Source organism: Alteromonas sp. 5NS40-0096, assembly GCF_057544385.1.
This window is the reverse complement of record NZ_BAAJLQ010000003.1, coordinates 369,354-382,856: the sequence shown is the minus strand read 5'-3', so window position 1 is coordinate 382,856 and position 13,503 is coordinate 369,354. Positions and strand designations below refer to the sequence as shown.

The 13,503-nt window shown below is 45.0% G+C and carries 13 protein-coding genes; 7 read left to right on the top strand and 6 right to left on the bottom strand.

Annotated features, from left to right (window positions below):
* Positions 1 to 250 precede the first annotated feature (250 nt).
* The 7 genes from AC27G9_RS11615 (at position 251) to AC27G9_RS11585 (ending at position 5,585) form a co-directional block, all read left to right on the top strand.
* Positions 251 to 685, top strand: coding sequence for a pilin (locus AC27G9_RS11615; RefSeq protein WP_487074327.1), 435 nt, complete (start codon positions 251 to 253; stop codon positions 683 to 685).
* Positions 686 to 842: 157 nt separating this feature from the next.
* Positions 843 to 2,054: a type II secretion system F family protein gene (locus AC27G9_RS11610; RefSeq protein ID WP_487074325.1), complete on the top strand. Its 1,212-nt coding sequence runs from the start codon at positions 843 to 845 to the stop codon at positions 2,052 to 2,054.
* Between the two features lie 87 nt (positions 2,055 to 2,141).
* Positions 2,142 to 3,017 (top strand): prepilin peptidase, encoded by an 876-nt coding sequence (locus tag AC27G9_RS11605; RefSeq protein ID WP_487074323.1) that lies wholly within the window; start codon positions 2,142 to 2,144, stop codon positions 3,015 to 3,017.
* Complete coding sequence (gene coaE, locus AC27G9_RS11600) at positions 3,017 to 3,628, top strand: dephospho-CoA kinase (protein WP_487074321.1); 612 nt, start codon at positions 3,017 to 3,019, stop codon at positions 3,626 to 3,628. Before AC27G9_RS11605 ends, coaE begins: the two co-directional genes overlap by 1 nt.
* Positions 3,629 to 3,680: 52 nt before the next feature.
* The gene (gene zapD / locus AC27G9_RS11595; RefSeq protein WP_487074319.1) at positions 3,681 to 4,433 is read left to right on the top strand and encodes a cell division protein ZapD; all 753 of its coding nucleotides are present in this window, start codon (positions 3,681 to 3,683) and stop codon (positions 4,431 to 4,433) included.
* Between the two features lie 49 nt (positions 4,434 to 4,482).
* On the top strand, positions 4,483 to 4,707 hold the full coding sequence (gene yacG / locus AC27G9_RS11590) for a DNA gyrase inhibitor YacG (protein WP_487074317.1): 225 nt from the start codon (positions 4,483 to 4,485) through the stop codon (positions 4,705 to 4,707).
* Positions 4,708 to 4,715: 8 nt separating this feature from the next.
* Entirely contained in the window at positions 4,716 to 5,585 is an 870-nt protein-coding gene (locus tag AC27G9_RS11585; RefSeq protein ID WP_487074315.1) for an aspartoacylase, read from the top strand.
* Between the two features lie 63 nt (positions 5,586 to 5,648).
* On the opposite strand, the gene mutT is transcribed toward AC27G9_RS11585, so the two are convergent.
* From mutT to ftsA, 6 genes are all read right to left on the bottom strand, one after another.
* Positions 5,649 to 6,038 (bottom strand): 8-oxo-dGTP diphosphatase MutT, encoded by a 390-nt coding sequence (gene mutT, locus AC27G9_RS11580; protein WP_487074313.1) that lies wholly within the window; start codon positions 6,036 to 6,038, stop codon positions 5,649 to 5,651.
* On the bottom strand, positions 6,038 to 8,743 hold the full coding sequence (gene secA / locus AC27G9_RS11575; RefSeq protein ID WP_487074311.1) for a preprotein translocase subunit SecA: 2,706 nt from the start codon (positions 8,741 to 8,743) through the stop codon (positions 6,038 to 6,040). The genes mutT and secA overlap by 1 nt, the downstream gene beginning before the upstream one ends.
* 121 nt (positions 8,744 to 8,864) lie before the next feature.
* Complete coding sequence (locus tag AC27G9_RS11570) at positions 8,865 to 9,752, bottom strand: M23 family metallopeptidase (protein WP_487074309.1); 888 nt, start codon at positions 9,750 to 9,752, stop codon at positions 8,865 to 8,867.
* A gap of 190 nt (positions 9,753 to 9,942) precedes the next feature.
* Entirely contained in the window at positions 9,943 to 10,854 is a 912-nt protein-coding gene (gene lpxC / locus AC27G9_RS11565) for a UDP-3-O-acyl-N-acetylglucosamine deacetylase (RefSeq protein ID WP_487074307.1), read from the bottom strand.
* Positions 10,855 to 10,996: 142 nt separating this feature from the next.
* A complete protein-coding gene (ftsZ, locus tag AC27G9_RS11560; protein WP_487074305.1) occupies positions 10,997 to 12,163 on the bottom strand; it encodes a cell division protein FtsZ in 1,167 nt (388 codons plus the stop codon).
* 104 nt (positions 12,164 to 12,267) lie between these two features.
* On the bottom strand, positions 12,268 to 13,497 hold the full coding sequence (gene ftsA / locus AC27G9_RS11555; protein ID WP_487074303.1) for a cell division protein FtsA: 1,230 nt from the start codon (positions 13,495 to 13,497) through the stop codon (positions 12,268 to 12,270).
* Positions 13,498 to 13,503: the final 6 nt, after the last annotated feature.

Sequence of the window (13,503 nt, the reverse complement as noted above, 5' to 3'; positions counted from 1 at the left end):
TGGCTACGTAGGCCAGTCTCTAGGAGAGGCATTGGTGCCGATGGATAGTGCTAACTCACTGTTTTTCTGTAGAGTTACAAAACTGACACCAGCGTATAAGTTTCGATACTTGTCCTTCGCGAAAGTCGGCCTATACTGAGAATCAAGTACCGGGGACGTCCGTAAAGCGAACCAGGTATAAACGTAAACTAACTAAACTTATTTAATTATTTTAATGTTTAAATGCGCAACACGCGTCCCGGAGAGAAACATGAAAAACGTACAGTCTAACCAAAAAGGTTTCACACTAATCGAATTAATGATCGTTGTTGCGATTATCGGTATTCTTGCAGCAATCGCACTTCCTGCTTACCAAAACTACACCCAGAAAGCACGCTTCACTGAAGTGGTTAATGCCACTGCTGCCGCTAAGTCAGCTGTTGAAGTATGTGCACAAACACAAAACGGTGCTGACGCAACAGCAGTTCTAGCTAACTGTGACGGCGGTAGTGCAGGTATCCCAACTAACGTAACAGCTGGTACTGGCGTTGTTGGCCTAGCAACAACAAATGGCGTTATCGTAGCAACAAAAGCAACTGACGCGTCTATCACTGGTAACGGTACATTCACATTGACTCCAACACTTGACTTCGCAACTCGCCAAGTGACTTGGGCTCAAGCTTGTGACCCAGCTACATTGTGCTAATCTCTGATTAGACAAATACGAAGCCCAGTTTATGCTGGGCTTTTTTGTAAGGCCCGCCAGATAAAAGCGCTAGCTTCCAAAGCCCAAAGTTATGTTTTGCTTTTGCGCTTACAAACAACAAAGTTAGCCAGAACAATACGCAATTATTGAGGTCCATATGGCAAAAGCAGCAGTTACTTACACTTGGATTGGCACAGACAGAGCCGGTAGTAATCGCAAGGGTGAAATTACCGCGGCCTCAATCAACGAAGCAAAAAACCTATTGCGAAGACAAGGAATTTCTGCGGTAAAGGTTAAAAAACTCAGTCAGCCTCTTTTTGGAAAAGGCGCAGAGAAAATAAATGCTGCAGATATCTGCGTCATTTCACGGCAAATCGCGACAATGCTTGGCGCAGGTGTCACCCTAATTCAATCGTTGGAAATGATTGCTCAAGGCCATGCGAAGTCGACGATGCGTAAACTTCTCGGCGAGATTACCAACGAAGTTAAAGCCGGTAACCCGCTATCCACCGCTCTTCGTAAGCATCCCGATTATTTCGATGATTTGTACTGTGATCTGGTTCACACTGGAGAACAATCCGGTGCACTAGAAACCATTTATGACCGAATCGCAACCTATAAAGAAAAAGCCGAAGCACTGAAATCGAAAATCAAGAAAGCGATGTTTTACCCTGTAGCTGTTTTGGTCGTCGCCTTTGTCGTCACCACAATTCTCTTGATTTTCGTAGTACCGCAGTTTAAAGAAATTTTCAGCAGTTTTGGTGCAGAACTGCCTGCCTTCACGCAATTTGTTCTTGCGATCTCACAGTTTGTCCAAGACTACGGGATATTCATCGGGATTGGCATGTTCGGCGCAGGCTTCATGTTTATGCGAGCTCACAAAAAATCACAAAAGCTCAGAGACAACGTCGATAAACAAGTGCTTAAGACACCTGTAGTGGGCGAAATTCTCAAAAAGGCCAGTATCGCTCGCTTTACCCGCACCCTAGCAACAACGTTTGCTGCGGGTGTCCCTTTGATTGGCGCGTTAGAATCGGCGGCAGGGGCATCGGGAAATGCCGTATTTAGGGATGCGATTTTATTCATTAAAAAAGAAGTGGCTGGCGGCATGCAAATGAACACAGCCATGCGCGCAACCGCAGTATTTCCCGATATGGTGACGCAAATGATTGCCATTGGTGAAGAGTCTGGTGCGGTAGATGAAATGCTCAGTAAAATCGCGACGATTTACGAAGCCGAAGTTGATGACATGGTAGATGGCTTAACCAGTTTGCTAGAGCCGATGATAATGGCAGTGTTAGGTGTTGTTATCGGTGGTTTGATCGTAGCGATGTACTTACCTATCTTCCAAATGGGTAACGTAGTATAAGCAGCACCTGTTGTTCTTGCCTCGATGAGGTTGTAGTTATCGAGGCTTTCTGGCAGTCTCTGTGCTGCGCAAAAAAAAGAACGAATTATGCAATCAATCATAGATTTAAGTATCCAAATGCCCGCTTTCTTTGTGGCATTGACCTTTGTCGTTAGTTTGATGATAGGTAGCTTTCTGAACGTCGTCATTTATCGTTTACCAATAATGATGGAGCGAACTTGGAAAGCGGAATATCAAACCCATTTTCATCCCGACGAATCCCCAACGCCATTAGCGACGTTCAATCTCATTAAGCCAGATAGCACTTGCCCCAAATGCCAACACAAAATTAGAGCTTGGGAAAACATTCCAGTAGTCAGCTGGCTGTTATTAGGACGGAAATGTTCGAACTGCAAAACGTCCATTTCAGCTCGTTATCCCGCTGTTGAATTACTGACAGGTGTATTAGCTGCGTTCGCTGCTTGGCATTTTGGACCGAGTCTTCAAGCTATTGTTGCCATTTTTGTGACTTACTTACTCGTCGCCATGACGTTTATCGATTTAGACAAAATGTTGTTACCTGACCAATTAACATTGCCGTTACTTTGGTTGGGATTAGTGATCAGCCCATTTGGCATTTTTGTCTCTGCTCACGACGCTATTTTCGGTGCGGCGTTTGGGTATTTAAGTTTGTGGTCCGTCTACTGGCTGTTCAAATTACTCACTGGCAAAGAGGGCATGGGATACGGTGATTTCAAACTACTTGCAGCGCTTGGAGCATTTATCGGTTGGCAAGGGCTACCAATCGTAATTCTACTCTCCTCATTTGTCGGTGCCGTTATTGGTATTGCCTTGATGATTAAACAAAAAGCAGGCACGTCACTGGCGATTCCGTTTGGTCCTTACCTGGCGATTGCTGGCTGGTTAACATTGCTTTACAAGCAAATGATCATAGACAGCTACCTCGCATGGGTACTTGGCTAATGAATAAACCATTTGTCGTTGGCCTCACAGGAGGCATAGGTTCGGGGAAATCTCTGGTAAGTGAGGCTTTTAGCGAATTCGATATCGATATCATTGATGCAGACAAAATCGCTCGTGATGTTGTATTGCCAGGCTCTGAGGCACTGGATGAAATTGCCGATTACTTTGGGCCGGACTTTATCTCAACGGACGGCAGTCTCAATCGCACCAAGATGCGGGAGTTTGTGTTTGATAATCCCGATGCTAAAGCTTGGTTAAACCAATGCTTGCATCCAAAAATTCGCAAGCAAATGCACAAAGAAATTAGTCGCAGTAAACCACCCTATTGTGTTTTGGACGTTCCCCTACTTTTTGAAAACAAGATGCAAGACAATGTCGACATCATCGTTGTTGTGGATTGTAATGAATCACAGCAACTGGAACGAGCTGTAGCAAGAGACGGCAGTGAAATTGAGACGATAAAACAAATCATGTCAGCTCAAGTATCAAGAGATGTTCGACTACGTGGCGCAGATATTGTCGTAGATAATAGTGGGTCAATTGAAGACACGCTTAGCCAAGTTTCCCAAGTTCATCGACAAATACTGGCCAAAACACTAACTAACCCTTGATATTTTTGTACTTTTACGTTTAAGTTCAAGGTAATAAGGGGTGAGGTAATCAATGAGCGACACTGTCTACGAGTTTCCATTAAAAGAGAAAGTTAGGAACTATTTACGAATAGAGCACCTGCTTACTCAATTAACATTGGCATCTCAAGACGTCTCACAGCATACTCATTTGTCTTTTTTAGAACAGATATTCACCCTTCTGGATTTGTTCGAAAGACTAGATATTAGAACCGACTTAGTAAAAGACTTTGATGTTTATGAACGAAATCTTGTTCACTGGTCTCAGCACCCCAACATCAACAGTGATGCACTGGAGAAAACACTCGCTTCAATTATTCGCACTCGAGACTCGTTGAAAAGTGCTAAGAAATTCGGCAGTGAGTTAAAAGAAGATAAGTTTTTGTCATCAATACGCCAGCGCTTCTCTATTCCAGGCGGTAACTGCGCGTTTGACCTGCCTAATCTACATTACTGGCTGACGCAATCAGAACAAGTTAAAAAACAATCCATGACGGAATGGCGTCAGGCCTTCACCCTGCTTCAAGACAGTATTGGCATTTTGTTATCGTTTCTCAGAGAAAAAGGGCAATTCACGACACACACAGCGCCTAACGGTTTTTTCCAAGGGGTGGCTGACGACAATAGTGAATTGATCAGAATCCGCTGCCAATCGGATGTTGGCTACTATCCTGCGTTGAGCGGCAACAAATATCGCTATGCTCTGAGGTTCATGTGGTTTTCTCCAACTCCAGATCAAACCTCAAACGTCGACAAAGAAGTCACGTTCGAACTCGCTTCCTGTTAGACTATCGTTAATTCTCACCTAATCGCTGTAATACAAGGTGCAATACTACATGAAAGTTAACTGTCCCACGTGCAATCGCGAAGTGGAATGGCATGAGACCAGTGAGTTTAGACCATTCTGCAGTAAAAAATGTCAATTAATCGATCTCGGCGAATGGGCCAGCGAGGAGAACACCATCGCAGGTAGCTCAATGACGCATCAGGACCAACTTCCTGACATAGAGGATATCGAGGCTATGCTAGCCAATCAGGAACAAGACTTTTTTAAGCATTAGGGGAAACAATGATTAATTCTATTGTTGTTGTAGGCGCAACGCATGGCAACGAACTCAGCGGTGTCCAACTGGTAAAGAACTGGCAAGCAAAAAGTGTAAATCAACAGTACTCGACGTTTTCTAGCCAGTTTATCTTAGCCAATACGCCTGCAATCGATGCTAACCGTCGATTTGTAGAGGAAGACTTAAATCGACAGTTTTCCATCGAAAATTTGCAGACGCCAGGACCGTCTCAAGAAGCCCAACTCGCAGCGTCAATCAATAAAGCGATTGGTCCCAAAGGTAGCAATAGCCAGACTGATTTGGTTATCGATATTCACAATACAACGAGCCATATGGGCGCAACACTTATTGTGCTAGAGCTTGATGAGTTTACCACCGAACTATGCCGCTACGTTAAAGCAGTGATGCCTGAAGCCAACATACTGGTAGAGGATGAAAAACCCTTTTTAGAACACCGTTACCTGTGCACTGTTGGCAAGCGCGGCGTAATGGTTGAAGTCGGTGCGCAACCACAGGGCGTTTTGCGCCAAGACATTTTTGAACTCACTGAAAAAATGACTCTTGCTATTATGACGTTCTGTGAATTGTGGAACACCGAAGCCGTCCTTCCGTCACCGGCATGCGAGGCGTTTAGGCTGGGCGAGGAAATACGCTTTCCATTAGATGGATGGGGGGAGCGCGAAGCGATGATTCACAGTAATATTCAAGACAAGGACTTTTATCCTGTCCTACCAGGTGAGCCTATATTCAAGCGTTTCAGTGGCGAAGATATTGTGTGGGAAGGCTCGAGTACTATCTATCCTCACTTTATTAATGAAGCCGCCTACCACAAAGCTGATATCGCCTTTGCGACTGCCGTGCAGTTCACTCTCTAGTTGCATCAAAAAAGCCCGCTGACAGGTTTATCAGCGGGCTTTCTATAAACAGTAATGTTTTGACTAAATGTGCTTTTTAAGTGCTTCGATTATAGCGACATTAGCCTCGGGAAAATCGCTAGGAGACAGTGCATTAAGCGCTAACCACTTGCCAACTTGCCCCTCTTTACCAAATGGCTCGTTATCAAACTCATCCACCGTAAAGACATGCAAAGCCACTTTTTTATCACCGTAATCATGACGAATCTGAGTTAATGGCTGTGCTGAGGTAACCACAATACCAATTTCTTCCTCTAGTTCCCTAGAGAGGGCCTGCAGTGGTGTTTCGCCTGGATCGACTTTACCACCAGGAAATTCCCATTTGCCCCCTTGGTGTTTGTCTTTTGAACGCAAACAAACAAAGGTAGAGGATTGCCGCAACACAACACCAACGGCAACATTTACCTCTTTCATTAGCTCAACTTACCACAGCACTGCTTGTACTTTTTACCTGAACCACAAGGGCAAGGATCGTTACGTCCTACTTTAGGTCCCTGACGCGGGGCACTCGATACACCACTTGTAGAAGGCTCTTGAGGCTCGGCATTTTCATGTTGGTAGTTTTTGGGCACATCTTCGGCTTTACGGCGTTGTTCTTCGACTTTATCGACGTCAGACTCTTCTCTTACCTGAACTCGGCTTAAAATAGTAATGACTTCAACTTTCAGTGCTTCCAACATATTCGAAAACAACTCGAATGACTCGCGCTTGTACTCTTGTTTAGGGTTCTTCTGCGCGTAACCACGTAAGTGAATACCCTGTCTCAAGTGATCCATAGCAGCCAAATGCTCTTTCCAATGGCTATCTAGGTTTTGCAACATGATCGCTTTTTCGAATTGTCTCAATACCCCTTCGCCCACGAGCTCTTCTTTGGCTTTATAGGTGCCTACAACGTTCTCTAAGATACGCTCTCTCAGTTTCTCTTCATATAACTTGTCGTCATCATCTAACCACTGCTGGAGAGGTAGGTCTACCGCAAAGTCCGCTTTCAGACGGTCTTGAAGCGCAGGAATATCCCACATTTCGTCCAACGACTGTGGTGGAATGTACTCGTCAATAACACCGCTTAATACGTCTTCACGAATTGCAGTAATAGTTTCACTAATGTCACCTTCATCAAGCAACTCATTGCGTTGCTCATATATGACTTTACGTTGGTCATTAGCGACATCATCATATTCTAGCAACTGCTTACGAATATCGAAGTTACGACCTTCTACCTTGCGTTGAGCGTTTTCGATCGCGCGCGTAACCCAAGGGTGCTCGATAGCTTCACCGCGCTCCATGCCCAAGCGTTTCATCATTGCACCCATTCTCTCTGACGCAAAGATTCGCATTAGTGCATCTTCTAGTGACAAGTAGAAACGCGATGAACCTGGATCACCTTGTCGACCCGCACGACCACGCAACTGATTATCTATACGTCGTGACTCGTGTCTTTCAGTACCGATGATATGAAGCCCGCCAGCATCAAGCACAGCTTGATGACGCTCTTTCCAATCGGCTTTTACCTGTTCAATTTGTTGTTCTGTTGGGTTTTCAAGCGCAGCGACTTCTACTTGCCAGTTACCACCCAATACGATGTCTGTACCACGGCCTGCCATATTGGTTGCAATAGTGACAGCACCAGGTCGACCTGCCTGAGCGACAATATCCGCTTCTTGAGCGTGAAATTTAGCATTCAATACTTTGTGAGCAACCTTCTCTTTTTTCAAAATTCGAGAGATTAGCTCTGAATTTTCGATAGAAACTGTACCCACTAAGCTCGGTTGGCCGCGCTTCACACAGTCTTTGATATCTTCAACAATGGCTTCGTATTTTTCTTCCGCCGTTAAATAAATCAGGTCGGCTTTGTCATCTCTTACCATGGGTTTGTTGGTCGGGATAACAACGGTTTCTAAGCCATAGATGTGATTAAATTCAAATGCTTCAGTATCTGCCGTACCCGTCATACCACCGAGTTTGTCGAACAAACGGAAATAATTCTGGAACGTGATTGACGCTAGCGTCTGGTTTTCGTTTTGAATTCGCACCCCTTCTTTAGCCTCTACAGCTTGGTGCAGTCCTTCTGACCAACGTCGACCTTCCATCGTGCGGCCCGTGTGCTCATCAACGATAACAATTTCACCGTCTTTAACGATGTAGTCGACGTCTTTTTGGAATAGCTTGTGCGCCTTCAATGCGGCATTAACATGATGCAACAATGAAATGTTGCCCGCCGCGAACAGTGACTCACTCTCAGGCAACACACCTTGACGCTGAAGTATTTCCTCAACGTGAAGCTGGCCGCGTTCGGTAAGGTGGATTTGTTTGCCTTTTTCATCAATGGTGAAATCGCCATCGCCTTCCTGGCCCTCTTCGTCTTCTTTTTCCTGTTGTGTTAACTCAGGAATGATGACGTTGATTCGTTTGTACAATTCAGAGCTGTCTTCAGCTGCTCCTGAAATGATAAGAGGCGTTCTCGCTTCATCGATTAGGATTGAGTCAACTTCATCGATCACAGCGTAATACAAATCTCTCTGAACGCGATCTTGTGGACTAAACGCCATATTGTCGCGCAGATAATCAAAACCAAACTCGTTATTCGTGCCGTATACGATGTCGCATTCGTAAGCCGCGCGCTTTTGCTCAGCTGACATCCCAGGAATGTTGCAGCCAACACTCATGCCTAAAAACGCATACAAGGGAGCACTCCACTCAGCGTCTCGTTTCGCTAGATAATCGTTCACGGTAACAACGTGAACACCACGACCGGCAAGCGCGTTTAAATAAGTTGGTAAAGTTGCAGTAAGGGTTTTACCTTCACCTGTTCTCATTTCCGAGATTTTACCTTGGTGTAAAACCTGCCCACCTAACATTTGCACATCGAAGTGACGCATACCAAACACGCGCTTACTCGCTTCACGAACCGTAGCGAACGCGTCAATAAGCAAGTCGTCGAGTGACTCGCCTTTTTCGATACGCGCTTTAAACTCAGCGGTTTTGGCTTTCAACGCGTCATCATCAAGCGACTCATAGGTAGCTTCTAATGCATTAATCGCATCGACGTTTTTTTGTAATTTTTTTAAAAGTCGGTCGTTTCTGCTACCGAAAATCTTGGTAAGGATGCTTGCAAACATTGGGTTGATATTTCCACTTACTGTCTAAAAAAATGGCGTGTTGCCACAAAACTAAATGTCAAAAACAGAGTCTTTCACATTCGAAACTGTACAGTACCTAATGCACTGAAGAACCTGGCTGCTACCGCGATGTCGATTTATAAACAAACGGTAGAGGATCGATTTGCTTCCCGTTTTTCAGTACCTCGTAATGTACATGTGCGCCCGTTGAACGCCCCGTACTTCCCATGATAGCAACGACTTCGCCTTTCGTTACGACATCACCGATGGATACTTCTAACGATTGATTGTGACCATAGCGTGACACCAGCCCATTTCCATGGTTGATTTCAACTAAGAGCCCATAACCATACCGGTCACCAGCCCATGTCACTATGCCCGCTCCAGTAGAAACAACATCATCACCGGTCTTTCCGGCGAAATCGATCCCCTTGTGCATCGCAGGTTTTCCTGAAAAAGGGTCAGCACGCATACCGTAGTACGATGACAACCAACCAGAATTCACTGGACGCCCAGATATCTGGCTCTGATTGTCTATATGGTGACCCTTTACGATACTTTCAAGGACATTGAGTTGAGTTGATTTCTCATCAAGAGAGGATTTAAATGCATTGATTCGTTGTAATAACGAATCGTTTTCGATCGCGGAAACATCACTGTCAGCAACGAATTCGTCCAGGTCAGTCGACTTCATGCCAAGATTGACAGCAATGTTTTGGTTTTTCTGTTCCAACTGATACATTTGCGCTTCTAATTGCGCGATTTGTAGCATCAGTTCTTCGAGTTGAGTTTTGGTGTTGGTCGCCAATGCATCAACTTCGGCTTTGCTCGCGTTTAACTCGCCTTGTGCAACTTTTACGCGGCCAAAATCTTCCATTACTGAGTCAGTAGTTCTGCTCGACACCAACACAAACAGGGAAGATAACACCGTCATACTAACAACAGTTCGTATACTAAACGAACGTCGAAAGCGGCGTTTTTGGCCTGTTAATGTTACGGTGAGTTTCATCACTTATCTACTTTACTCAAAGATTCAAACACTAGTGTACCTTTGTTCATTATATTGAACAAATCCAACACTATGATGCAGTTAAAAAATCCGCAAATTTTGCGACTTTTGCTATTCTAGCCAGCCAACGTTGCCTAAAACAACAAAAAAGCCACCTAAAGGTGGCTTTTTCAATAAATAATTTGTTCGATTACGCTAATACAGGCTCTGCATAGCGAATTGGCGCATCGTCTTTCGAATCGTAAGTGACGAATTCCCAACAGTCTGCTTGAGAGAGGGCTGCATTTAACAGCTTATTATTTAAGCCATGCCCCGTCTTATACGCTTTCAATTCACCTATAATGCTGTGACCACCAAGATAAAGGTCGCCAATCGCGTCGAGAATCTTATGCTTCAAAAATTCGTCATCGTAGCGAAGACCTTCAGGGTTTAAAACGCGATATTCATCAAGTGCTACCGCGTTTTCCATGCTGCCACCAAGTGCTAAGTTGTTTGCGTTCATGTATTCCAAGTCACGCATAAAACCAAATGTTCTTGCGCGACTGACTTCATTGACAAACGAACACGAGTCAAAGTCCAACACCATATGTTGACGAGTTTGACTAATCACGGGATGGTCGAAATCGATTTGGAAATCCACTCTAAAACCATCGTGCGGTACAAGTTCAGCCCACTTATCGCCATCTTCTACGCGAATGGGTTTCTTGATGCGCATGAAACGCTTAGGTGCATTTAGCTCTTCGATACCAGCAGATTGCAACAAGAATACGAACGGACTAGCACTACCATCCATGATTGGAAGTTCGTTGCTGTCAACTTCGATAATAATATTATCAATGCCTAGGCCTGCTAGCGCTGAAGCAAGATGCTCAACAGTGTGAATACTCACACCGTCTTCATTATTTAAACAAGTACACAACATGGTATTACCAACTGCGTTTGCTTTCGCAGGGATATCGACAAACGGTTCAAGGTCAATACGCCGAAACACAATTCCCGTGTTTGCAGGCGCAGGCCGGAGAGTCATTGTGACCTTGTCTCCTTTGTGTAATCCAATACCAGTTTCTTGTACTGGTTTTTTGATAGTACGTTGTCTAATCATCGTGTATTTGCTTTACCTTCAATACAAAGCGGCCGGCAATTATAGTGCCAATTCGCATTTGTGTCAAAAATAACCACTTAACACCCCATTTTCATGGTTGATGTTATGTAGTTTTAGCTCTGACTAACCACATATTTTTAGGTTAGTCAGCCTGCTTTCTAAGGAACGCTGGAATATCTAAATATTCTAGATCGTTGCCTGGCTGAGCTTCATCTTCTGCTTTCAGTGCTTGGTTACCTTCGGTACCGCCTACGTTCGCTCTGCCTTCGTAAGGCTGAGATGCGGTGAACTCTCGGGCTCCTGCATTGATTCGTGGGCTTTCAGAGCTCACAAGTGAAATATCAGGTTTCTTTTCTGCACCAATACCAGTTGCCACTACTGTGACACGTAATTCATCAGTGAGTTCCATATCAATCACAGTACCCACTACCACTGTCGCGTTTTCCGATGCAAATGCTTTAACGGCATTACCTACCGTTTCAAACTCGTCAATCGCAAAATCAGGCCCAGCGGTGATGTTCACCAAAATACCACGAGCACCCGACAAATCGATATCTTCAAGTAACGGTGATGCGATAGCCGATTCAGCCGCTTCTTCTGCGCGGTCTGCACCTGATGCAACACCACTACCCATCATTGCCGTACCCATTTCTGACATGACTGTTTTCACGTCAGCGAAGTCGACATTGATCAAGCCTGGGCGTGTGATCAGTTCAGCTATGCCTTGAACTGCACCGCGAAGTACGTCATTTGCCGCGCTGAACGCTTGCAACAACGGAGTGCCAGGCCCCATGACTTTTAATAGTTTTTCATTGGGAATCGTAATCAGTGAATCGACATTTTTTGATAGTTCTTCGATACCTTGATTGGCAAAAACGCCACGTTTCTTCCCTTCGAACGGAAATGGCTTAGTAACAACTGCGACAGTCAAAATACCCATTTCACGGGCGATTTTCGCTACCTCTGGTGCCGCTCCAGTGCCTGTTCCACCACCCATACCAGCGGTAATGAAAACCATATCCGCGCCATCAAGAGATTGACGGATTGTTTCGCGGTCTTCTTGTGCAGCCTCTCGGCCCACATTTGGATCGGCACCTGCACCTAAACCTTTCGTCACGTTCTGACCAATTTGCAACGTCACATCTGCTTTCGAGCTGCGAAGCACTTGCGCATCGGTATTCACCGCGATGAACTCTACGCCTTCGATGCTGTGAGATACCATGTGCTCGATGGCATTACCGCCACCGCCACCAACACCGATGACTTTGATTACGGCTTCTTCGCCGTGACTATCCATTAACTCAAACATACTTACTCTCCGGAATTGTACGTCTTTTTAACACATCGCTTATCAAAATACTGCGGGTATTACGTCCTTTTACTCCCCAATTGATAAACTCAGCGCCCCCAAAATTAAAATTCGCCTTTGAACCAGCTTTGCACTCTCTGAAACAAACTTTCTCCAGACTTTTGCGTACTGGCTTTTTTATTATCTGACTGCTCTTTACCATAGTGTAATAGCCCTACCGCAGTGGCAAAGCTAGCATCGTCAGTGTACTCAGATAAGCCTTTAACATTCAGTGGCTTACCAACCCTCACGGGCATTTGAAACAACTCTTCAGCAAATTCAACTGCACCTTCCATTTTTGCAGTGCCACCGGTTAGTACCAGACCCGCAGCAATTTGCTCTTCGAAACCACTTGAGCGAATCTCATCATGGACTAACTCAAACAGTTCCTGGTACCGAGGCTCGATTACCTCTGCCAACGTATGGCGAGACATGGCTCTTGCAGGTCTACCACCTACACTCGGTACTTCTATATTGTCTTCCATGCTCACCATATCTTTCAGTGCGCATGCATAATTCACTTTGATCTCTTCCGCGTTGCTAATTGGCGTGCGGAAGATTTTCGCGATATCACTGGTAATCTGGTTTCCCGCTACCGGGATAACTGCGGTATGTCTTATCGCACCATCAGTGAAAATAACGATATCCATCGTACCGCCACCAATGTCGACAACACACACTCCCAGCTCTCGTTCGTCGTCAGTCAAAACCGCGTAGCTTGACGCTAAAGCGGAAAAAATCAGTTGGTCAGCTTGCAGATCACAACGCTCGACACATTTGACCATGTTCTTCGCCATATCGTCTGCACACGTAATAATGTGCGCATCAGCTTCCATTCTCACACCAGACATGCCAATTGGATTTTTGATTCCCTCTTGCACGTCGATAGTAAATTCTTGAGGCAAGACATGTAGTAATCTTCTCTCAGCGGCAATAGGTACTGACCTGGCAGCGTGAATCACGTTGTCTACATCTTCTTGCGTCACTTCCTGATTGTTAATCGGTACCATGCCATTTTCATTTTGGCACTTAACATGACGACCAGATATTGACATGAACACAGACGAAACACGGCAATCTGCCATCAGTTCCATCTCATTCACAGCGGTTTGTACGGACTTAACTACTAAGTTGAGATCGTTCACACCACCTTTATCCATTCCTTTAGCAGAATGGGTACCCACGCCAGCAATACTTATTTGATCGTCATCAAGCAGCTCACCAATCACCGCTTTTACGTGACTAGTACCGATATCTAGGCCGACAATCAGATTGCGTTCAGTAGGTTTTGACATCTTGTC

What these genes read in the sequence shown, in the direction of transcription:
- AC27G9_RS11615 (WP_487074327.1), top strand. Translation starts at nt 251, where the DNA reads ATGAAAAACGTACAGTCTAACCAAAAAGGTTTCACACTAATCGAATTA.
- AC27G9_RS11610 (WP_487074325.1), top strand. Translation starts at nt 843, where the DNA reads ATGGCAAAAGCAGCAGTTACTTACACTTGGATTGGCACAGACAGAGCC.
- AC27G9_RS11605 (WP_487074323.1), top strand. Translation starts at nt 2,142, where the DNA reads ATGCAATCAATCATAGATTTAAGTATCCAAATGCCCGCTTTCTTTGTG.
- coaE (WP_487074321.1), top strand. Translation starts at nt 3,017, where the DNA reads ATGAATAAACCATTTGTCGTTGGCCTCACAGGAGGCATAGGTTCGGGG.
- zapD (WP_487074319.1), top strand. Translation starts at nt 3,681, where the DNA reads ATGAGCGACACTGTCTACGAGTTTCCATTAAAAGAGAAAGTTAGGAAC.
- yacG (WP_487074317.1), top strand. Translation starts at nt 4,483, where the DNA reads ATGAAAGTTAACTGTCCCACGTGCAATCGCGAAGTGGAATGGCATGAG.
- AC27G9_RS11585 (WP_487074315.1), top strand. Translation starts at nt 4,716, where the DNA reads ATGATTAATTCTATTGTTGTTGTAGGCGCAACGCATGGCAACGAACTC.
- mutT (WP_487074313.1), bottom strand. Translation starts at nt 6,038, where the DNA reads ATGAAAGAGGTAAATGTTGCCGTTGGTGTTGTGTTGCGGCAATCCTCT.
- secA (WP_487074311.1), bottom strand. Translation starts at nt 8,743, where the DNA reads ATGTTTGCAAGCATCCTTACCAAGATTTTCGGTAGCAGAAACGACCGA.
- AC27G9_RS11570 (WP_487074309.1), bottom strand. Translation starts at nt 9,752, where the DNA reads ATGAAACTCACCGTAACATTAACAGGCCAAAAACGCCGCTTTCGACGT.
- lpxC (WP_487074307.1), bottom strand. Translation starts at nt 10,854, where the DNA reads ATGATTAGACAACGTACTATCAAAAAACCAGTACAAGAAACTGGTATT.
- ftsZ (WP_487074305.1), bottom strand. Translation starts at nt 12,163, where the DNA reads ATGTTTGAGTTAATGGATAGTCACGGCGAAGAAGCCGTAATCAAAGTC.
- ftsA (WP_487074303.1), bottom strand. Translation starts at nt 13,497, where the DNA reads ATGTCAAAACCTACTGAACGCAATCTGATTGTCGGCCTAGATATCGGT.